The sequence below is a fragment of the Staphylococcus schweitzeri genome (assembly GCF_002902405.1).
GTDB classification, from domain to species: Bacteria; Bacillota; Bacilli; order Staphylococcales; family Staphylococcaceae; genus Staphylococcus; species Staphylococcus schweitzeri.
On record NZ_PPQS01000044.1, the window covers coordinates 2,015 to 24,914 of the forward strand.

The window sequence follows — 22,900 nt, forward strand, 5'->3', positions numbered from 1 at the left end:
TTATTGGCGGCATAGCCAAGTGGTAAGGCAGAGGTCTGCAAAACCTTTATCACCGGTTCAAATCCGGTTGCCGCCTCCAGGTTTATGCGGGAGTAGTTCAACTTTTAGAACACGTTCCTTCCCGGAACGAGGTATAGGTGTAAATCCTATCTTCCGCTCCATAATTTAATAATAATGCGGGAGTATTTCAACTCTTAGAATACATTCCTTCCTGGAATGAGGTGTAGGTGTAAATCCTATCTTCCGCTCCATAATTTTATATTTGCGGGAGTAGTTCAACTTTTAGAACACGTTCCTTCCCGGAACGAGGTATAGGTGCAAATCCTATCTTCCGCTCCATAAATACTTCCAAAGGGAAGTTTTTTGTTTACCATTAAGCCGGTGTGGCGGAATTGGCAGACGCGCGGGACTCAAAATCCCGTTCCACTTGTGGAGTGTCGGTTCGACCCCGACCACCGGTATAATTAACTGTTATTTACATAACATAACGTACTAGAAACCCTGTTTTTATGGGGTTTCTTTTTATTTTGGCTCTATGTCAAATGGGACTGATAAGTTCAATATTGGAAGTTAGGCAACTAAACATTGCTTAACTTTCTTTTTTTGGTATTATGTTAACGATTATAGATAAATTATTTCTTTTATTTTTTCTATTAAAATATCTGTAAAAGTGCTATTTTATTATGCTTTATTGCAAGTCTATTCATTTATTTATCTATATAGGATATGGGTATTTTTAATGTTTACGATTTATTAAATTAGTAGTCACTGGGTTTAATGATTATTATTTTAAATTTAGAATGACATTGATTAATGAGTAGATTGTTCAAGTTAATATTATTGCTTATCTAGATTGTTATATTTAGATTAAATTAACCAACTAATCATTGTTAAAGTTAATTAACTATAATATGATGAATTTAATGTTCAAATTGGAGGTCGTTTATGAGTAACGCTAAAAATGCTGAAAACAAACAATTTTTCAGTAAAATTTTAAATTCTATTGGAGCAGGTGTCGTTATAGCGCTCGTTCCGAATGCTTTGTTAGGTGAAGTATTAAAAATATTTAAAAGTGGTAATGAAATTTTAGAATTAACATATCAGTTAGTAATATTAATTCAATCATTTATGGCATTTATTATTGGAGTTGTAGCTGCCCATCAATTTAAATTTAATGGCGCAGGTGCTGCAATAGTTGGTACTTCTGCGATGATTGGCTCTGGGGCAGTAGTTTTTAATAACAATGGATTTATGTTAAAAGGAATAGGTGACATTATAAATACGAGTTTAGTTGTTATTATTGCATGTCTTATATATATAATATTACAAAATAAACTTGGATCTTTTGAATTGATTATATTACCAGTTTTAATACCTATAGTTAGTGGGGGCATCGGTCTAATCACATTACCTTACATTCGAAAAATTACTCAAGCAATTGGAAATGTAATTCATTCATTTACAGACTTAAATCCATTATTAATGTCTATACTTATTAGTGTGGCATTTTCATTATTAATGGTAACACCAATATCGTTAGTTGCGATTGCAACAGCGATTAGTTTAAATGGACTAGGAAGTGGAGCAGCAAACTTAGGTATTGTGGCTGCTTGCGTTACTTTCTTATTTGGTTCATTGCGTGTCAATTCTATTGGTGTAAATGCAGTTTTACTCATAGGGGCTGCAAAAATGATGATTCCAGTTTACTTGAAAAATTTAATTATTTCGATACCGTTGACTATAAATGGAATAATTACTGGAATCATTGCTTACGTTCTTCAGGTTAAAGGAACACCATTGTCTGCTGGATTTGGATATACTGGGTTAGTTGGGCCAATAAATGCATTCAACCGAATGACAGGTGATCCAACAATGAATATTATTTTATTAGCACTTGGTTATTTTGTCATACCATTTGTATCGGCATTTATAGTTCATGAATTATGTAAAAAATTCATTCCTATATATTCTAATGATATATATAAATTTGAAGTTCCAAAACAATAATTTATAGCATAGCATTACGACAAAAATAAGTTTTAATATTTGATAAATATCGGCGTTACTGTCAATAAGACATTGATAGTAATGCTTTTTTTTGATTAATTTTAAAATTTAAGAATAGTTCGGTATAATAGCAGATTTTATTAAGTGAGGACTTTTTAAAAAGTAGCTTTTCTTTATATTGATAAAAATACGTTTATAAAATACTATTGCATCAAAATGTATTAATATGTATAATTATGAATATTAATTAGGGAGGGCTGTACAAATGAAGTGTATATTTAGGGTTATATTAGTATTAGGTTTTTTATTAAGCAGTGCAATTATATATATCAACCCAATTGCACATGCTGAACAAGATCTGACTTGGGAAAAGATTAAAGAACGTGGAGAAATTAGAGTTGGTCTTTCAGCAGATTATGCACCAATGGAATTTGAGCATACAGTAAATGGTAAGACAGAATATGCCGGCGTAGACATTGATTTAGCGAAAAAAATTGCAAAAGATAATCATTTAAAATTAAAAATTGTAAACATGTCATTTGATAGTTTATTAGGAGCATTAAAAACTGGAAAAATAGATATTATTATTTCTGGTATGACATCAACACCTGAACGTAAAAAGCAAGTTGATTTTTCAGATTCATATATGATGACTAAAAATATTATGCTTGTTAAAAAGGATAAAGTGAACGATTACAAAGATATTAAAGATTTTAATAATAAAAAAATAGGTGCTCAAAAGGGTACAGAACAAGAAAAAATTGCACAAACAGAAATTGAAAATGCTTCAATTACTTCATTGAGCCGTTTACCAGACGTAATTTTAGCATTAAAAAGTGGAAAAGTGGAAGGTGCAGTGGTAGAAAAGCCGGTTGCAGAAGCATATTTAAAACAAAATCCTAAATTAGGTATTTCAAATGTAAAATTTAATGAAGAAGAAAAAGATACAGTGATTGCAGTGCCAAAAGATTCACCAAAATTATTATCACAAATTAATAAATCGATTAAAGATGTAAAGGATAAAGGACTTATTGATAAATATATGACCAATGCAGCAAATGCAATGAATGATGATAGTGGTTTTATCTCAAAATATGGCAGCTTTTTCTGGAAAGGTATAAAAATAACAATATTAATTTCATTTATTGGTGTGGCATTAGGTTCAATTTTAGGAGCATTTATTGCTCTAATGAAATTAAGTAAGATTAAAATCATATCATGGATTGCCTCAATTTATATCGAAATTTTAAGAGGAACACCAATGTTGGTCCAAGTGTTTATCGTATTCTTTGGTATAACTGCTGCATTAGGATTAGATATTTCAGCATTAGTTTGTGGAACGATTGCTTTGGTCATTAATTCTTCAGCATATATTGCCGAAATTATTAGAGCAGGTATTAATGCTGTTGATAAAGGACAAATGGAGGCTGCTCGAAGTTTAGGTTTGAATTATGGACAAACGATGAAAAGTGTAATTATGCCACAAGCAATTAAAAATATTTTACCAGCTTTAGGTAATGAATTTGTTACTTTAATTAAAGAATCATCTATTGTGTCAACAATTGGAGTTGGAGAAATTATGTTTAATGCCCAAGTGGTTCAAGGCATTTCATTTGATCCATTCACACCATTACTAGTGGCAGCAGCATTATACTTTGTCTTAACATTTGTACTTACACGTATCATGAACATGATTGAAGGGAGATTGAGCGCTAGTGATTAAAATAAACAATCTTAATAAAGTATTTGGGGATAATGAAGTTTTAAAAGATATCAATCTTGAAATCAATCAAGGGGAAGTAGTAGCAATAATAGGTCCATCTGGTAGTGGTAAAAGTACACTGTTAAGATGTATGAATTTATTAGAAGAACCTACTAAAGGACAAGTAATATTTGAAGAAAATGATTTAACAAAAAAAGGAACACAAGTCGACAAATTGAGACAAAAGATGGGCATGGTTTTTCAAAACTTTAATTTGTTTCCACATAAAAAAGTTGTCGATAATATAATATTAGCACCTAAACTATTGAAAAAAGAAAATAATGAAGCATTAAATCAAGCAGCTATCTCACTTCTAGACAAAGTTGGGTTAAAAGAAAAAGCAAATGTATATCCAAATCAATTATCTGGTGGTCAAAAACAAAGGGTAGCAATTGCTAGGGCGTTAGCAATGCAACCAGATGTTATTTTATTTGATGAACCAACTTCAGCATTAGATCCTGAGGTGGTTGGTGATGTATTAAAAGTAATGAAAGATCTAGCCAAAGAAGGTATGACCATGGTAGTTGTCACACATGAAATGGGCTTTGCCAAAGATGTCAGTGACAAAGTCATATTTATGGCGGATGGCGTCGTTGTAGAATCTGGAACTCCAAATGAAATATTCGAACATCCACAACACGAAAGAACACAGAATTTCTTATCAAGGGTATTATAACTACACAACGAAGCTTGAATATATGATACGACAAATAAAGTTATATCATATATTCAAGCTTTTTATTTTAAAATTACGTGTAATGAAACCTCAATATGAATAATGGTTGTGTTAAAATAACATAGTATTATTTTATGGGGGGCAAACGATTGGATACAAAGCAGTTAAAGCAAGATATCATTGATTATGCATATACAATTGGAATCGACAGTATTGGATTTACAACTGCAGATCCCTTTGATGAATTGAAGCAAAAGCTAGAAGTATATCATGCAAATGGTTATGCTTCAGGATTTGAAGAATCTGATATTGCTTTACGAACGGAGCCGAAATTATCCTTATCTACAGCAAGATCAATCATAGCAATTGCAGTTGGTTATCCTAACAAACTGAAAGGTGCGCCTAAGAGTGTTAGAGGAGACCGCAGAGGCTTATTTGCAAGAGCATCGTGGGGTCAAGATTATCATACAATTATGCGTAAACGGTTAGACATGTTGGCTACATTTATTGAGTCTAAAGTTCCAGATGTTGAAATAAAATCTATGGTAGATACGGGTGTATTATCAGATAGAGCCGTTGCAGAACGTGCAGGTTTAGGATTTGTTGGTCGCAATGGCTTTGTCATCAATCCTAAACTAGGAACGTGGACATATCTCGGTGAAATGTTAGTCAGTATACCTTTTGAACCTGATGATCCATTATTAGATAGCTGTGGCGATTGTACAATTTGTGTTGATCGTTGTCCAACAAGCGCATTAGTTGGAAATGGCCAATTAAATAGTCAGAAATGTATTAGTTTTTTAACGCAAACAAAAGGATATATGCCAGATCAATATCGTTATAAAATTGGAAATAGACTTTATGGTTGCGATACATGTCAGCAGGTTTGTCCGAAAAATCGAGGTATTAACACAGAACAAGATGATATTATTTTAGAGCCAGAAATTTTAAAACCAAGGCTTGTACCGTTATTACGTATGTCTAATAAAGAATTCAAACAGACATATGGTCACCTTGCAGGTGCTTGGCGTGGTAAAAAGCCGATACAACGAAATGCTATTTTAGCATTGGCGCATTTTAATGAAGTGGATGCAATTCCAGAATTAAAAAAAGTAGCAACTACTGATGAAAGACCTATGATTCGAGCAACTGCTTATTGGGCAATTGGTCAAATTCTTGGTGATGACGCAAAAGAATTTATCCACGCAAATTATGAAAAAGAGGACGCGGAAGTCCAGCAGGAAATGATAAAAGGAATAGAAACAAGGAGAGAAAAGTAATATGACAAATCATATCGTTTTATATCAACCTGAGATTCCAGCTAATACTGGAAATATTGCACGTACGTGTGCAGGAACTAATACACATTTACATTTAATTAAGCCACTTGGTTTTAGAACGGATGATAAAATGTTAAAAAGAGCAGGCTTAGATTACTGGGAGTTTGTGAATATTACTTATCATGAAAGTATTGAAGCATTTTTTGAATCAACAAGTGGCGAATACTTTTTATTAACAAAATTTGGTAAAAAGACTTATAGTGATTTTGATTTTTCAAGACAAGATAAAGATTATTACTTTATTTTTGGAAAAGAGACGACAGGATTACCAGATTGGGTGAAAGAAAAATATCAAGAAACAGCGTTAAGAATTCCTATGAGTGAACATATTCGTTCATTGAATTTATCAAATACTGCGGCGTTGCTAATTTATGAGGCATTGCGTCAACAAGATTTTCCAGAATTAAATTAAAATTTACCCATTTTCATTATAAAAATGATTCTCAAGTGCTATATTTAGAGTATAAGCATGTTAAAGTTAAATGGTTTGATATATTGAAAGTTAGGGTATAATAGTTATTAATATCGCCGTTTTTATGTAAAATGCAAACTAAGAGGAGTGTAGAAATCATGGCAATGAACTTTAAAGTCTTTGACAATAGTCAACTTGTAGCAGAATATGCTGCTGATATTATTAGAAAGCAATTTAACAATAATCCTACTACAATTGCAGGTTTTCATTTAGATACAGATCAAGCGCCAGTACTAGATGAATTAAAGAAAAATGTTGAAAAACATGCTGTTGATTTTAGCCAAATAAATATTTTAGATTATGACGATAAAAAATCATATTTTGAAGCTTTAGGTGTTCCAGCAGGTCAAGTTTATCCAATTACGTATGAAAAAGATGCAATCGAATTAATCTCTGATAAGATTAAAACTAAAGAAAATAAAGGGAAATTAACATTACAAGTTGTTTCTATTGATGAGCAAGGTAAGTTAAATGTTAGTATTCGTCAAGGACTAATGGAAGCTAGAGAAATTTTCTTAGTAGTGACTGGTGCTAATAAACAAGATGTAGTTGAAAAATTATATCAAGAAAATGGCAAAACAAGTTTTGAACCAGCTGATTTGAAAGCACATAGAATGGTTAATGTTATTCTTGATAAAGAAGCGGCTGCAGGTTTACCTGAAGATGTTAAAGCTTACTTTACGTCACGCTTTGCTTAATTAAAAATTTATGAGGTATTGATTATGTCTAAAGAAAAAAATCCAAAATTAAATTATCATGAAGAAGAAAATAGTATGGTAACTGATTTTGAAGATTTAAAAGAATTAGGTAAAGAAATGGAACAAATTTCAGATCAAAATGATCAAGAAAAGAATTCTGAAGAAGACAGTCAGTAAAGTATTATATTTGTATAATATTCAGCTATTTATCATGCAACAATGAAAAGTATATATGATAAGATAGAACCTATATCAAGTTGGGTTGATAATCTTAAATATGAAGTTAGGTAGCATTTTGTTACCTAGCTTTTTTTAATATATTCATAAAAGCTGATCTTCCGCTAGTTTCTATGTTTTGGGCCCCGTTTCCCCAACTTGCATTGCCTGTAGAAATTGGAAATCCAATTTCTCTGTGTTGGGGCCTCGCAGTCAACTACTGCCTTTATAACATTGTAACGCCTAGGATATTGATTTATGTCCCAGACACAGTAATACATCAAAAATTCAATTTTAAATATTAAAACATAATTTAAACAGAGTTTATAATCAATTACTCCAGATATATACAGATGAAGTCATCTATCAGTAATATTTTTAATGAAATTATTAAACCGCGTTTCTTAATATGCCAAGATTATGATATGCTATTGAAGAATGAAATTAGAGGAGAATAATACATATATGTTAGGAAAATACTGGATTCAATTATTGGTAGCAACAGTTATTACAAGTTTAATATCAATTAAAGCTTTTCCATTGGCAATTGGGGCATTATATCTACCTGTTATTTTCAAAGTAATAAAATTACAACTCAATTTATCAAAAGGATTAATCGATGATGTTAATGCACAAACATTCATTAAAAGTAATCAATCAGGTATTGTAATAAGTGTAATTTGTTGTTTAATAATTACAGGAATATTGTATTATACACTAGATGGGTTTTATGCGAGTTTAACAGGCGTATTAGGTACGCTGGTTGCTCTAAATCCATACACTACAATTGTTAGTGCTGTATTATACATACTTACAGCTATTGCTACTGTTGAAGCTACTAAAACAAAGTATCGTAATTAAACTTAGTTCAGCAACAACTAAATAATGATAGATGACACACTATTCGTAAGACCGAAACACTGTAATAAACGGTGAACACTTACGATTAGTGTATTTTTATTTCAATTTATGAAAACGTTTTAATCATAAATTGCTCAATTAAATTATTTAATGATATACTACAGTTAAATAAACAGTGATAAAGGGGAGAAATTGAATGTCAGTAAGAATTGAACATGATACTTTTGGAGAAATAGAAGTACCTGCAGATAAATATTGGGGTGCTCAAACAGAAAGAAGTAAACGAAATTTCCCAGTTGGTAAAGAGCGTATGCCAATCGAAGTAGTTTATGGGTTTGCACAACTAAAGCGTGCAGCAGCATTAGCTAATTTTGATTTAGGAAAATTAAGCGAGGCAAAGAAAGATGCCATTGTATACGCATGTGATCAAATTTTATCAGGTGAATTAGATGAACACTTCCCACTAGTTGTATGGCAAACAGGAAGCGGTACACAAAGTAATATGAATGTGAACGAAGTAGTAAGTTATGTTGCTAATATGTATTTAAAAGATCATCAAAGTGATGAAAGTATCCACCCAAATGATGATGTAAATAAATCACAAAGTTCGAATGATACATTCCCAACTGCTATGCACGTTGCATTATATCAAGAGGTTGAAACAAAATTAGAACCTGCATTAAAACTTTTAAGAAATACTTTGAAAGAAAAAGAAGATAAATTTGATTCAATTATTAAGATTGGTCGTACACATTTACAAGATGCAACGCCAATCAAACTAGGACAAGAGATTAGTGGCTGGCGTTATATGCTTGACCGTTGTGAAACTATGTTATCTGAATCGAAGAAACACATTTTAAATCTTGCCATCGGTGGTACGGCTGTTGGTACTGGTATTAATGCGCATCCTGAATTTGGTGATAAAGTGGCACATTATATTTCAGAAAATACGGGTTATCCATTTGTATCTTCTGAAAATAAATTCCATGCATTAACAGCACATGATGAGGTTGTACAATTACATGGAACATTGAAAGCATTAGCAGGAGACTTAATGAAAATAGCTAATGATGTGAGATGGTTGGCTTCAGGACCACGAGCTGGATTGGCAGAAATTTCTATCCCTGAAAATGAACCAGGATCATCAATTATGCCTGGTAAAGTTAATCCTACACAATGTGAAATGTTAACAATGGTTGCAGTTCAAGTAATGGGTAATGATACAGTTGTTGGTTTCGCAAGTTCACAAGGTAACTTTGAATTAAATGTTTATAAACCAGTTATTATGCATAATACGCTACAATCAATTTACCTTTTAGCTGACGGTATGGAAACATTTAATAATAATTGTGCAGTGGGAATTGAACCAATCGAAGAGAATATTGATAATTATTTAAATCAATCATTAATGTTAGTTACTGCATTAAATCCACATATTGGTTATGAAAAAGCTGCTCAAATTGCTAAAAAAGCCCATAAAGAAGGTTTAACTTTAAAAGAATCTGCAATTCAAACTGGATATGTTACAGAAGAACAATTTGAAGCATGGATTAAACCAGAAGATATGGTAGATCCTCATTAATTAAATTTTAATATAAAATAAAGTTTGGACATTAGATTTATATGAAGTGTCTAAGCTTTATTTTTTATAGGATGAAAAGTGTGATGATAAAAAAACATCGATATTATTAGAAAATCTCAAGCTTTAAAGTAGCTACTACATATGCAGTCACGTCGAATAACCGTTAATTATTATTTAAGAATGGGTAGCCTGTTCACAATACATATTCGAGATAAAACCACCATGCCGAATGCCTATCCTTATATACAAATAACAAAGTTGTTTGTTCAACTAACTTCTTAAAGTCTCATCATTTTTTAAAAAATCTTATGGTATAACGCATCGTGTCTAAAGAAGCTACTACATACGCACGCCACAACTGAAAACCACTACATACAATAGAACTCGACAATGGCACCCCAAAACCAAATGCATTCAAAAATAAAATTCTAAGCGTCAGAAAACATAAAAAAATCGAACATCCGAAAAATATAACCATTTCCCATCAATCCGATTTAATTTGATAATTTATTTAGTTATAACACGGTATTAAGTCCGGGACATAAATCTATGTTCCAGACTATTCAATATTATATTGGCAGTAGTTGAATGAATAATAATGCTCTTTTTCAATTCTAGTCAACCTTGCCGGTACGGGGCCCCAACACAGAGAAATTGGATTTCCAATTTCTACAGGCAATGTAAGTTGGCGGGGCCCCAACACAGAGAATTTCGAAAAGAAATTCTACAGACAATGCAAGTTGGGTGGGCAACGATAAAGAAGAGGTTGAGACATAAAGTTTTTGTGCTCTGGGAAACCGATTAACGGCGTCCCAAAAACAGGATTTTCGGCAGAAACTCTCACGGTTCGACAAAATTTGGAAAACAATTTTGCTCATCGTTCGGTTCTGCTCAAATCCTAAACGCTTTTGTCCCGACCTCTTCTTATACATGAATTTTACTCATGTATTCTTTTTTAAAGTACACATTAACTGTGGCTAATGTGTATGAACCACTACATCATAAATCATTAATAGTTCCTTATTATTTCTACCCGACTCTCGAAACTAACAATACTAGTCATCTAAAGATACAGAAATAACTTCTTTAGTTAAAGGGTGTATAAATTCTATTTTATAACTTTCAAGTTCTAACTGTCTTAACGTTGAATCACCATATAATGGATCACCAATAACTGGGTGGCCAATTTCAGCTAAATGCACTCGAATTTGATGTGTACGACCAGTATCCAATTTAATTTCAAGTTGACACACATTTTCTTTTAACATTTTTGAAGTTAAAATATGTGTAATTGCACGTTGGCCAGTTGGTGACACGCGTCGTTTATTTGAATGGAATTTATCTTTACCAATTGGCATATCAATCGTTTGTGGTTTTAATGGTAACAATGCTTTGACATTGGCTTTATATATCCGTGTAATATCATTTTCTTCTAACATACGATCAAGAATTTTTTTCATTAAAGGATTTTTTGCAACGATTAATAAACCAACTGTTTCTTGGTCAAGTCGATGAATTGGTTCTACATAATCACTATCAATAGTGTAAATAACATGATTCATTAAAGTGTTACTTTCTTTTAAATCATTAGGGTGGGTCTTAACACCTTTAGGTTTCATTACGATTGCCATATCATCGTCTTCGTATTTAATTTGTGCATAACGATAGCTTGGAACATAATTACTTTTTTCATCATTGGTTGGGACAAATACATCGTCGCCAGTATGCACTTTATCCATTAATCGCGCAGGTTCATCATTAATTGTAATATCTTTAGACATGTTCAAATGATGTAAATCTTTTTTAGGTACCTTAAGTTGTTGGAAAATATCTCGTAAACTTAAGTCATCAAATTTTTCTGGTATTTTAAATTTCATAAAATCCTCCTATAGTCTTTAATATCATATCACAAATCAGTTCATCGAAATATAACTATTAAATAATCAAGACCATTTTATCATGTTCACGTCTAAGATTTAAAAATATAATAACTCAATGTATAATAGTTATTACACGTAAAAATGAATTGGAGCGATTTGATGGAACAAAGGACGCGACTAGCTTTATTAAAGGAAATTGCCGAATTTTTAAACGAAGAAACTGAAATGTATAGCATGACTCAAGGTGCTTTAAAATATTTAATTGAGGGCAGTAATTTCACGACAGGCTGGATATTTTTCATAAATAGCGTAGGTGAACATGAACTTGTATCACATGTGGATTTACCACAATCATTAACAGCAGATTACTGTCACTATATTAAAGACGGGTCTTGTTGGTGTGTGAAAGCATTTAACCAAGGTAGGTTAATGAAGGCATCGAATATCGTCAATTGTTCTCGTATTAACTTAGCCTCTAAAGCATATCCTAGTCTAAATGACAATATTACGCATCATGCAACGGTACCACTTAAATCTGGTCAAGAGCAATTCGGCATTTTGAATGTAGCGTCACCAAACACTGAAATATATAGTGATGAAGATTTAGAGTTGTTAGAGTCAGTCGCATTTCAATTAGGTTCAGCCATCAAACGTATTTATTTAACAGACCGTGAAAAAGAAGCAGCAAAAATTAATGAACGTAACCGTTTAGCCAGAGATTTGCATGATTCAGTAAATCAAATGTTATTTTCTGTAAAATTAACAGCACATGCTGCGTATGGCGTGTCGAACGAATCCATCGCTAAGCAAGCATTCAAGACGATTGAGGAAACGAGCCAAAATGCCGTTAATGAAATGCGTGCATTGATTTGGCAACTTAAGCCAGTTGGACTTGAGCAAGGTTTAATTCATGCTTTGACAGCATATAGTAAATTAATGAATATACAATTAAATGTAAATATAGAAGGTTTAATAGATTTATCTAATGAAATCGAAGAAAACATATATAGAGCATTACAAGAGTGTATTAATAATGTTAAGAAACATGCCGATACGAATAAAATGGACCTCACATTAAAACAAATGAACGATATACTATATATTGACGTGATTGATTATGGTCAAGGATTTGAGATTGATAATGTTCATGTAGCTTCATCACACGGTATAAATAACATAAAACAAAGAGTTAAACTATTAAGAGGTAAAGTAACCTTTCATTCTCAGCCAACAAAGGGTACACAAATACAATTCACCATTCCTATAAAATAGCTTGATTTAAGGAGATAATCCATGAATAAAATAATATTAGTAGATGACCATTATATTGTGAGACAAGGTTTGCGATTTTTATTATCCACGATTGAAAACATAGAAGTTTTACAAGACTTTGCAGATGGACAAACATTTTTAGAATATTTAAATGACCATGAGCACCCTGATATTGTGTTATTAGATTTAGTGATGCCTGGCATGAATGGTATCGAAATTACGGAATACATTAAGGCACATTATCCTGATATTAAAGTTTTGGTATTAACAAGTTATGTTGATGATGAGCATGTAATTTCAGCAATCAATAAAGGTGCTGATGGCTATGAAATGAAAGATGTTGAGCCACAGCAATTAATTGAAACAATTAGACGAGTCATGAACGGTGAAAAAATGATACATCCTAAGGCACAGGATGTATTTGAAACAGTTAGTCAAAAACCACACTACACGAATAAGTTGTCAAAGAGAGAAATTGAAGTGTTACGTGAAATGGTTAAAGGTAAAACAAATAAAGAGATTGCAGAAACTTTATTTGTATCTGAAAAAACAATTAAAACACATGTCAGTCATATATTTAGTAAATTACAAGTTAGCGATCGTACACAAGCAGCAATTTATGCAATGGAAAATAAGTTGATATAGAAAGAGCTTTTAGATATTTGTCAAAAAACAGACAATTTTTAATCTAATTTTGATGATTTTTTCATAGCGATAGGATTTATTATACAGTTTTCTTTGTAAATTTGATATCATTATAAAAGTGTAAGTTTTATCAAATTTAGTGAATATGCATAAAATTTAACTTCATTTACTTTTGCTTCATTATAAAGTAAACTTAACTTTTGTTGACTTGATCAAAATTTAATACAAATGTGAAATTGGCTCTTTTCATTTTATTAAAAATATATTAAGATGAAATCTGTGTTTCAAGAAATGTGTATTATTGCAATTTCTTGTGTCCGGATAAAATTCCCCAAACAGAAAGGTAGATAACAGAATGGATAGACAGAGTTTTACAGATTTAATTCAAACAAAATTTAAAATGGTTCGTATAGAGGCTGGTTATACGCAAGATACAATGGCGCAAACAATTGGACTTTCTAAAAAGACATTAGTACAAATTGAAAAAGAAAGAGTATTACCAAATTGGACAACTTGTATTTCTATTTGTGCATTATTCAGAGACTCTGAAGTATTAAACAGTACTTTTGGCTGTGATCCATTAGAAATCGTTCAAACAATTTCAAGAAATCACTGTGCATATCCAAACCATGCACCAACAAGTGATATTTACTGGAATAACATTGAGACACGTAATGGCTTCATTTTACAAAGCAATAAAGTAAGTAATATTTACCGTGTATTGAATCCAGATAATCAACCAATTTTCGGTACTTCTAAAATGAGAGAAGCTGAAACATACTTTAACAGAAATGCTAAAGAAGAATTAGTACATATCTAGGCCTATATACTTTTAATAAATAATAAAAGCGATGTAACACACCTGTTTCGAGAGGTGAGCCATCGCTTTTTGTATGTAAACTAATAATAAATTAGGCAGAATGTGAAATGATTAATGAATTAAAAAAGAAAATAGTGGTATAATGAATAACTATGTTGTCACAAAGGAGCCAAAATTATGAATGCACTATTTATTATCATTTTTATGATAATTGTTGGGGCGATAATTGGTGGTATTACGAATGTAATCGCAATCAGAATGCTGTTTCACCCCTTTAAACCATACTATATATTTAAATTTCGAGTACCATTTACGCCTGGCTTAATTCCTAAAAGACGAGAAGAAATTGCAATTAAGATTGGACAAGTGATTGAAGAGCATTTGCTTACAGAAACTTTAATTAATGAAAAATTAAAAAACGAAAAATCACAGCAAGCAATAGAATCTATGATTCAACAGCAGTTACAAAAGTTAACTAAAGATCAATTGTCAATAAAACAAATTACTTCTCAAATCGATATTGATTTAGAACAAGTGTTACAAACTAACGGAAATCAATATATTGAATCACAATTGAATAATTATTATACAAATCATCAGAATCGAACAATAGCGTCTTTATTACCAAATCAATTTGTAATTTTATTAGATAATCAAGTAGATAAAGCTACAGACATATTATGTAATCGTGCAAGAAATTATTTATCATCTGCAAAAGGCACGCAAGATATTAATGATATGTTGGATACTTTTTTCAATGAAAAAGGTAAGTTAATTGGTATGCTGCAAATGTTTATGACAAAAGAGAGTATCGCAGATCGAATTCAACAAGAACTTATACGTTTAACATCTCATCCCAAAGCAAGAACAATTGTGACATCATTAATTACAAATGAATATCAAACATTTAAAGATAAACCATTAAAAGAACTGTTAGATGCATCACAATTTAATGAAATTGCTAAAAATCTATCAGCATATGTAACAACATATGCAAGTAAACAAACGAATAATCCATTGGTTAAGTTAATGCCTCAATTCGTTGATTATTTAGAAAGTCAATTCTCAAGTAAATTAGCAAATTTAATTATTCAGCAATTATCGAATCATTTATCTACAATTATGACAAAAGTAGATTTACGAGGATTGATTGAAGAACAAATTAATACGTTTGATTTAGATTATATTGAAAAATTAATTATAGAAATTGCTAACAAAGAATTAAAGTTAATCATGTCTTTAGGCTTTATATTAGGTGGAATTATAGGATTTTTCCAAGGTTTGGTTGCAATCTTTGTCTAAAAAAGCGAGATGTGTTAAAGTAATATCGAAACATTTTTATAAAAAGTTTACAACAACAAAGGAGTGCTATAACCATGGCAGTAAATTTATATGATTATGCAAATCAATTAGAACAAGCTTTAAGAGAAAGTGATGAATACAAAGCAATCAAAGAAGCATTTGCTAATGTAAAAGAGAACGAAGAATCTAAAAAATTATTCGATGAGTTCCGCGAAACACAAATTAACTTCCAACAAAAGCAAATGCAAGGTGAAGAAATTGCTGAAGAAGATTTACAAAAAGCTCAAGAACAAGCTCAAGCAATTGAAAAAGATGAAAACATCTCTGCATTAATGAATGCTGAACAAAAAATGAGTCAAGTATTCCAAGAAATCAACCAAATTATCGTTAAACCTTTAGACGAAATTTACGCTGACTAATACTTTATATAATAAATAAGACCATTGAATAGGGAAAGACTGTCGACAAAGTTTGAGACTTTGTTGGCAGTCTTTATTTTATCAAAAAATTTGATAGCAATATTCGTTTATGTGATTAATTTTTATAAATAGCTGTTTACTAACAACAAGAATGTTAAAGTTAGTGACTACCGTTATTGTCTGAGTTAACAATCCTAAATAGAAATTTCACAACTATTATTGAGGAGTTCAACTTACAATATTACTGAGAGTGTTCGTGACATTTAACAAGTAGAATTATATCGAAAGCTCATAAGATTAGATACGAAACTATTTCCGGAATTTTAATTTTTGAACACGATATTCGAAAAACTCCAGTATATTTTATGATTTTAAAAATAAACTGTTACAAAAATCCCTCAAATTCATATGTTCATCGACGATTTGAAGCGTATTATGGTAAAATGAAGGAATAATAAACTTGTTAATAATTGAAACATCACGATTTGACTAAAGCACTTTATTATTGATTAAATAATAAATTTTTTGTGAGACAAAAATAAAAAATCAACTGATTTTAATGAATCAGCTAATGTATCACTATTCAAAATGGTGTATAAATATATCTTTTAGACATAGTGATGACAAAGCTTTAATAGTTGGATTTTGCGAAATTGATGTTAGAACCTTAAATTAAGGAGATATGGATGTATGGTTAAATTTATTCATTGTTCGGATTTGCATTTAGATAGTCCTTTCAAATCTAAGAGTCATATAAGCCCTAAAATTTTTGAAGATGTTCAAAAAAGTGCTTATGAAAGTTTTAAGAATATTGTTGATATAGCATTAAAACAGGATGTTGATTTTGTAATTATCGCAGGTGATTTATTTGATAGTGAAAATAGAACGTTGCGAGCTGAAATTTTCCTAAAACAACAATTTGAACGTTTACAAAATGAACAAATCTTTGTTTACGTATGTCATGGTAATCACGACCCATTATCATCAAAGATTTCATCAAACTGGCCAGATAATGTTTCTGTATTTTCAAATAAAGTTGAGACATATGAAGCAATCACTAAATCTGGTGAAACTATTTATATTCATGGTTTTAGTTATGAGAATAGAGCAAGTTATGAAAATAAAATTGATGAATATCCTTCTAGTCAAGCTCAAAAGGGTATACACATTGGTGTCTTACATGGAACTTATAGCAAATCATCAGTAAATGATAGATATACTGAATTTATATTAGAAGATTTAAACAGTAAATTATATCATTATTGGGCGTTAGGTCATATACATGAACGTCAACAATTAAGTGATATGCCTGTAATTAACTATTCAGGTAATATCCAAGGTAGACATTTTAATGAACAAGGTGAAAAAGGTTGTTTATTAATTGAAGGTGATCACTTAAAATTAAAAACTAAATTTTATCCAACACAATATATTAGATTTGAAGAAGCAACGGTAGAAACGGATAAGACGTCTAAACAAGGTCTGTATGAAGTCATTCAAAGCTTTAAAGAAAAAGTGAGAGAAGAAGGTAAAGCATTTTATCGTCTTACATTAATTATCAACAGTGAAACGTTAATTTCTCCACAAGATTTATTGCAAGTTGAAGAAATGATTGCTGACTATGAAGAAAATGAAAACCAATTTGTATATATTGATGATTTAAAAATTCAATATGCACTAAATGATGAATCACCTTTAGTTAATGAATTTTCAGCGGATTTATTAGTTGATCAAGGTGTGTTTGATAAAGCAATGTCAGATTTATATTTAAACCCACGTGCATCTAAGTTTTTAGATGACTATGGTGCTTTCGATCATACAGCATTGGTTAATCGTGCTGAAGAAATTTTAAAAGCTGAAATGAGAGGTGAACAAAATGATAATTAAATCACTTGAAATTTATGGTTATGGTCAATTTGTTCAACGTAAAATTGAATTTAATAAAAACTTCACTGAAATTTTTGGTGAAAATGAAGCGGGTAAATCTACGATTCAAGCATTTATTCACTCAATATTATTTGGTTTTCCAACTAAAAAATCTAAAGAACCACGATTAGAACCAAGGTTAGGAAATCAATATGGTGGTAAACTCGTGCTTATTCTTGATGATGGTTTAGAAATCGAAGTTGAGCGTATTAAAGGAAGTGCACAAGGTGATGTAAAAGTTTATCTACCTAATGGTTCAGTACGTGATGATGCTTGGCTTCAAAAGAAATTAAATTATATTTCTAAAAAGACTTATCAAGGTATATTTTCATTCGATGTCTTAGGACTCCAAGATATACACAGAAATTTAAATGAAAAGCAATTACAAGATTATTTATTACAAGCAGGTGCTTTAGGATCTACTGAATTTACATCTATGCGAGAAGTGATTAATCGTAAAAAAGATGAACTGTATAAAAAGTCTGGCAAAAATCCGATTATTAATCAGCAAATCGAGCAATTAAAGCAACTTGAAAGTCAAATTCGTGAAGAAGAAGCTAAATTAGAAACGTACCATAGATTAGTTGATGATCGTGACAAATCATCACGACGCTTAGACCATTTAAAGCAAAATCTTAACCAATTATCTAAAATGCATGAAGAAAAACAAAAGGAGGTTGCTTTACACGATCATTCACAAGAATGGAAGTCACTTGAACAGCAATTAAACATTGAGCCGATTTCATTCCCTGAAAAAGGTGTAGATCGTTATGAAAAGGCAAGAGCTCATAAGCAATCATTAGAAAGAGATATTGGCTTAAGAAACGAACGTATAGCACAACTTGAAGAAGAAGCAAGTCAATTAGAACCAGTTAAACAATCAGATATCGATGCATTTAATAGTTTAAATCAACAAGAAAATGAAATTAAAAACAAAGAATTCGAATTAGCAGCGATTGAAAAAGATATTGCTAACAAACAGCGTGATAAAGATGAACTGCAAGCCAATATTGGCTGGTCTGAAACCCATCATGGCGTTGATAGCTCAGAGGCAATGAAAAGTTATGTTAGCGAACAAATTAAAAATAAACAAGAGCAAGCTGCATATATTAAACAATTAGAACGTAGCTTAGAAGAGAATAAAATCGAAGATAATGCAATTCATAGTGAATTAGATTCAGTTGAAGAAAAAATCGTTCCTGAAGAAACATTTGAAAAGAAAAAAGAATACTCACAACAAGTTATTGAATTAAATGAAAAAGAGAACTTGTATGGCAAGCTAAAAGAACGTTTTGAAATTGAACAACAAGAAAAACAAAAACGTCAAAAATTATTACGTACAACATTTATCATTTTAACATTGGCAGGAATTGGTTTAGCAGCATTTTCATTTATCTCAAATAATATGTTGTTTGGTATTATTTTCGCAGTTTTAACTTTAGTATTCATCATCGGAATCATTATGGCCAAATCAAAAGAAGTAGACTATAGTGAAGCAATCACTGATGAAATCGAAGAAATTAAAGCACAGTTAGCTGTTTTAGATGAAAATTACGATTTAGACTTTGACCTTGACGAGCAATATCGTGTTCGAGATCATTGGCAACAAGCTTTGAAAAATAAAGATATTTTAGAAGAAAAACGCCAATATATTGAAGGACGTTTAAACGAAGCAAAAGGTCGACATAACGAATTACAAAATACAGTTGAAAATGTTAAAGATGAATTATTCTTATCATCTAAAATTTCAAATGATTTAATTGTTGATAGTATTTCAACAATGGCTAATATTAAAGCATTAGATCAACATATTAGTGATTTAAATCAACAACGTCAACGATTAGTACAAGATTTAGATACATTTTATAATCATGCAGAAGCTGTTACAAAATCACAATTTGTATACTTTAATAAATTGTCATTATTCCATGATGTACAGCAGTGGTTAAAAAATGCTGAAGATACAAATGAAAAATGGCGCGTTAATAATGACAATACAAAACTTACAACTAATGAATTAAATCATTTAAAAGCACAATTAGAAGAAAACAATAATGAAATTAAATCGTTATTTGATTATATCAATGTTGCTTCTGAAGAAGATTTTTACCAACATCATGAAGACTATCAAACTTACACTAGTAATTTGAGTCGTTTTAATGATTTAACTAAATATCTTGAAAACCAAAACTATACTTATGAATTAAGTTCTAGTTTAAGTGAAAAGACGACAGCACAACTTGAAGAAGAAGATCATTTGTTAGCAACTCAAGTTGATGAATATAATGAACAATATTTAGAAATGCAAGCACAGGTAAGTGATTTAAGTGCGCAAATCAATCACATGGAGACAGATACAACACTGGCAAACTTAAGACATGAATACCACAGTCTTAAAAATCAACTTAACGATATTGCTAAAGACTGGGCAAGTTTAAGTTATTTACAAAGTTTAGTTGACGAACACATTAAACAGATTAAAGATAAACGATTGCCACAAGTTATTAATGAAGCAGTAGAAATATTGAAACATTTAACTGATGGAAGATATACGATGATTAATTATAATGAGGATTCAATTACAGTAAAACATGTAAATGGACAATTATATGATCCGGTTGAATTAAGTCAATCTACAAAAGAATTGCTTTACGTTGCATTACGTATTAGCTTAATTAAAGTGTTGCGTCCATATTATCCTTTCCCATTAATTGTTGATGATGCATTTGTTCATTTTGACAAAAAGCGTACTGAAAAAATGTTGAATTATTTACGATCATTATCAGAACACTATCAAGTACTTTACTTCACATGTGTTAAAGATAATATTGTACCATCAAAAGAAGTGATTACATTAAACAAAATAGAGGAAGGCGGGAAACGATGAGAAATATAGAGAATCTAAATCCCGGAGATTCAGTTGATCACTTTTTCTTAGTGCATAAAGCTACACAAGGTGTAACAGCACAAGGTAAAGATTACATGACATTACATTTGCAAGATAAAAGTGGTGAAATTGAAGCGAAATTTTGGACGGCTACAAAAAATGATATGGCAACAATTAAGCCCGAAGAAATTGTACATGTTAAAGGTGACATCATAAACTATCGCGGAAATAAACAGATGAAAGTCAATCAAATCAGACTAGCGACACCGGAAGATCAATTAAAAACAGAACAATTTGTAGATGGTGCGCCTTTATCACCGGCAGAAATACAAGAAGAGATTTCTCATTATTTGCTAGATATTGAAAACGCTAATTTACAACGTATTACGCGTCATTTATTGAAAAAATATCAAGAACGATTTTACACATATCCAGCTGCAAGTTCACATCATCATAACTTTGCAAGCGGTTTAAGCTTTCACGTATTAACAATGTTACGTATTGCAAAATCAATTTGTGATATTTATCCATTGTTAAATAAAAGCTTGCTATATAGCGGTATTATTTTACATGATATCGGTAAAGTTAGAGAATTGAGTGGACCTGTTGCCACTTCATATACAGTAGAAGGTAACTTATTAGGACATATCTCAATTGCGAGTGATGAAGTAGTTGAGGCCGCACGCGAACTCAATATTGATGGTGAAGAAATTATGTTACTACGCCATATGATTTTATCTCATCATGGCAAGTTAGAATATGGTTCACCCAAACTTCCATATTTAAAAGAAGCAGAAATTTTATGCTATATCGATAATATTGATGCAAGAATGAATATGTTTGAAAAGGCCTATAAAAAAACTGACAAAGGTCAGTTTACAGACAAAATATTTGGTCTTGAAAATCGTCGATTCTATAATCCAGAATCACTTGATTAAAAATAATATAATATTTCGAACGGATGGGTAAAGTAATGATAATCGCCTAATCAATTGAACATTGATTAAATGTGAAATAAAAGGGCAATGGTCATCAGACAACGCACCTGTTTGAAATTTAATAAAAGAGAGCGACCATAGGTTATTAAACCACGGTCGCTCTTTATAATTTATTGGCTCATGCCGGATTGTGCGCCTTGTGAACCATTTTGTTTAAGTTTTTCTGGATTTAAAATTTTTTCTTCTACCACTGACTTGATGTCACGGTCTTTAAAGTCGACATCATATTCTTTCAATAAGTCTTTATATGCATCAGTAAGTAATTTTGGATCCTTTTGAATCTTTTGTTGGATTAGTTTTTCTTTAAGACTTTGTTTTTCACTATTAAAATCAGTTGGTTTATCTGCTTTAATTATATGGTATCCAAAGCTTGTTTTAATTACGTCAGACACTTCGCCTTCTTTAAGTTTAAATAATGCTTTTTCAAACGCCTCATCTGTTTGACCTTTTAGGACATAACCTAATGAACCATCTTTTTCAGCTGAAGCTTTATCCATTGATTCTTTTTTAGCGATTTCGCCAAATTTGCTTGGATCTTTAGAAACTTCTTTTTGAATTTCTTCTGCTTTTTGTTTAGCTTCTTTATCATCTAAGCCTTCTTTATCGCTTTTCTTAGATTTAACTTTGATTAAAATATGTGATGCTTTAATGCTATTTTTCTTAATATCAGAATCAGATAGTTTTATTTTGTCATTTAATAGCTCTTTTTGATATGCGGCAGTACGTAAATTATCTTTATATTTATCTACTGTTAAACCTTGCTGTTGTAAGGCTTTTTCAAACTTATCTTTGCCACCATATTGTTTTTGCATTTTTTCGATTTGTTCATCTATCTTCTTATCGCTAACTTTATTTTTATATTTGTCAGCTAAAATTTTATTTAACATTTCAGTAAATGAAGCATTTGCGATTTGATCATTACCGATTTTTTTCATAGTATCTGCAACAGTTACATTTCCAGCTTTAGAAGAAATTAATGTATTTTCTTTTGAATCCGTTGCACTAGAACCACAAGCACCTAATAATAAAGCACTTGCTGTAACTGGAACGATTAATTTATTTATCATCTTCATAGTTGAAACTCCTTTGTAAGTTAATCATCGTGAATATAACATAATTCTATAGTAACACCAATTA

The 22,900-nt window shown here is 31.0% G+C and carries 19 protein-coding genes and 5 tRNA genes; 22 read left to right on the forward strand and 2 right to left on the reverse strand.

Annotated features, from left to right (window positions below; genetic code table 11):
* Positions 1 to 5: 5 nt before the first annotated feature.
* From CD116_RS10355 to fumC, 14 genes are all read left to right on the forward strand, one after another.
* A tRNA-Cys gene (locus CD116_RS10355) sits at positions 6 to 79 on the forward strand.
* 7 nt (positions 80 to 86) lie between these two features.
* A tRNA-Gly gene (locus CD116_RS13730) sits at positions 87 to 161 on the forward strand.
* Between the two features lie 15 nt (positions 162 to 176).
* Positions 177 to 251 (forward strand) — tRNA-Gly (locus tag CD116_RS13735).
* A 13-nt stretch (positions 252 to 264) separates the two neighbouring features.
* Positions 265 to 339 (forward strand) — tRNA-Gly (locus CD116_RS10360).
* A gap of 38 nt (positions 340 to 377) precedes the next feature.
* Positions 378 to 461 (forward strand) — tRNA-Leu (locus tag CD116_RS10365).
* Between the two features lie 484 nt (positions 462 to 945).
* Complete coding sequence (locus tag CD116_RS10370; RefSeq protein WP_047531487.1) at positions 946 to 2,007, forward strand: PTS sugar transporter subunit IIC; 1,062 nt, start codon at positions 946 to 948, stop codon at positions 2,005 to 2,007.
* A 265-nt stretch (positions 2,008 to 2,272) separates the two neighbouring features.
* Positions 2,273 to 3,730 (forward strand): ABC transporter substrate-binding protein/permease, encoded by a 1,458-nt coding sequence (locus CD116_RS10375; protein ID WP_047531485.1) that lies wholly within the window; start codon positions 2,273 to 2,275, stop codon positions 3,728 to 3,730.
* Entirely contained in the window at positions 3,723 to 4,445 is a 723-nt protein-coding gene (locus CD116_RS10380; protein ID WP_047531483.1) for an amino acid ABC transporter ATP-binding protein, read from the forward strand. The genes CD116_RS10375 and CD116_RS10380 overlap by 8 nt, the downstream gene beginning before the upstream one ends.
* Before the next feature lie 149 nt (positions 4,446 to 4,594).
* Positions 4,595 to 5,725 carry a tRNA epoxyqueuosine(34) reductase QueG gene (queG, locus tag CD116_RS10385; RefSeq protein WP_047531481.1) on the forward strand — a complete coding sequence of 377 codons (1,131 nt, stop codon included), beginning with the start codon at positions 4,595 to 4,597 and terminating at the stop codon, positions 5,723 to 5,725.
* 1 nt (position 5,726) lies between these two features.
* A complete protein-coding gene (trmL, locus tag CD116_RS10390; RefSeq protein ID WP_047428531.1) occupies positions 5,727 to 6,197 on the forward strand; it encodes a tRNA (uridine(34)/cytosine(34)/5-carboxymethylaminomethyluridine(34)-2'-O)-methyltransferase TrmL in 471 nt (156 codons plus the stop codon).
* A gap of 158 nt (positions 6,198 to 6,355) precedes the next feature.
* The gene (locus CD116_RS10395; RefSeq protein ID WP_047448485.1) at positions 6,356 to 6,955 is read left to right on the forward strand and encodes a 6-phosphogluconolactonase; all 600 of its coding nucleotides are present in this window, start codon (positions 6,356 to 6,358) and stop codon (positions 6,953 to 6,955) included.
* Positions 6,956 to 6,979: 24 nt separating this feature from the next.
* The gene (locus tag CD116_RS10400; protein WP_047428523.1) at positions 6,980 to 7,132 is read left to right on the forward strand and encodes an SAS053 family DNA gyrase inhibitor; all 153 of its coding nucleotides are present in this window, start codon (positions 6,980 to 6,982) and stop codon (positions 7,130 to 7,132) included.
* A 504-nt stretch (positions 7,133 to 7,636) separates the two neighbouring features.
* Positions 7,637 to 8,032: a hypothetical protein gene (locus CD116_RS10405; RefSeq protein ID WP_047428520.1), complete on the forward strand. Its 396-nt coding sequence runs from the start codon at positions 7,637 to 7,639 to the stop codon at positions 8,030 to 8,032.
* Positions 8,033 to 8,228: 196 nt separating this feature from the next.
* Entirely contained in the window at positions 8,229 to 9,614 is a 1,386-nt protein-coding gene (gene fumC, locus CD116_RS10410; protein ID WP_000116236.1) for a class II fumarate hydratase, read from the forward strand.
* Positions 9,615 to 10,669: 1,055 nt separating this feature from the next.
* On the opposite strand, the gene CD116_RS10420 is transcribed toward fumC, so the two are convergent.
* A complete protein-coding gene (locus CD116_RS10420; RefSeq protein WP_047531479.1) occupies positions 10,670 to 11,491 on the reverse strand; it encodes an RluA family pseudouridine synthase in 822 nt (273 codons plus the stop codon).
* 162 nt (positions 11,492 to 11,653) lie between these two features.
* Here CD116_RS10420 and CD116_RS10425 point away from each other — a divergent pair, with 162 nt between their 5' ends.
* From CD116_RS10425 to yhaM, 8 genes are all read left to right on the forward strand, one after another.
* Positions 11,654 to 12,766: a GAF domain-containing sensor histidine kinase gene (locus CD116_RS10425; RefSeq protein ID WP_047550429.1), complete on the forward strand. Its 1,113-nt coding sequence runs from the start codon at positions 11,654 to 11,656 to the stop codon at positions 12,764 to 12,766.
* A 21-nt stretch (positions 12,767 to 12,787) separates the two neighbouring features.
* Complete coding sequence (locus CD116_RS10430; RefSeq protein WP_047448476.1) at positions 12,788 to 13,411, forward strand: response regulator; 624 nt, start codon at positions 12,788 to 12,790, stop codon at positions 13,409 to 13,411.
* Between the two features lie 355 nt (positions 13,412 to 13,766).
* Positions 13,767 to 14,231 carry an XRE family transcriptional regulator XdrA gene (gene xdrA / locus CD116_RS10435; protein ID WP_000375863.1) on the forward strand — a complete coding sequence of 155 codons (465 nt, stop codon included), beginning with the start codon at positions 13,767 to 13,769 and terminating at the stop codon, positions 14,229 to 14,231.
* 177 nt (positions 14,232 to 14,408) lie between these two features.
* Positions 14,409 to 15,533: a DUF445 domain-containing protein gene (locus CD116_RS10440; RefSeq protein WP_047550426.1), complete on the forward strand. Its 1,125-nt coding sequence runs from the start codon at positions 14,409 to 14,411 to the stop codon at positions 15,531 to 15,533.
* 74 nt (positions 15,534 to 15,607) lie between these two features.
* A complete protein-coding gene (locus CD116_RS10445) occupies positions 15,608 to 15,952 on the forward strand; it encodes a YlbF/YmcA family competence regulator (RefSeq protein ID WP_047428503.1) in 345 nt (114 codons plus the stop codon).
* 690 nt (positions 15,953 to 16,642) lie between these two features.
* The gene (locus tag CD116_RS10450) at positions 16,643 to 17,839 is read left to right on the forward strand and encodes a metallophosphoesterase family protein (protein ID WP_047550423.1); all 1,197 of its coding nucleotides are present in this window, start codon (positions 16,643 to 16,645) and stop codon (positions 17,837 to 17,839) included.
* Complete coding sequence (locus CD116_RS10455) at positions 17,829 to 20,765, forward strand: ATP-binding protein (protein WP_047550420.1); 2,937 nt, start codon at positions 17,829 to 17,831, stop codon at positions 20,763 to 20,765. The genes CD116_RS10450 and CD116_RS10455 overlap by 11 nt, the downstream gene beginning before the upstream one ends.
* On the forward strand, positions 20,762 to 21,703 hold the full coding sequence (gene yhaM, locus CD116_RS10460; RefSeq protein WP_047428495.1) for a 3'-5' exoribonuclease YhaM: 942 nt from the start codon (positions 20,762 to 20,764) through the stop codon (positions 21,701 to 21,703). The genes CD116_RS10455 and yhaM overlap by 4 nt, the downstream gene beginning before the upstream one ends.
* 170 nt (positions 21,704 to 21,873) lie before the next feature.
* On the opposite strand, the gene prsA is transcribed toward yhaM, so the two are convergent.
* Positions 21,874 to 22,836 carry a peptidylprolyl isomerase PrsA gene (gene prsA, locus CD116_RS10465; RefSeq protein WP_047550417.1) on the reverse strand — a complete coding sequence of 321 codons (963 nt, stop codon included), beginning with the start codon at positions 22,834 to 22,836 and terminating at the stop codon, positions 21,874 to 21,876.
* Positions 22,837 to 22,900: the final 64 nt, after the last annotated feature.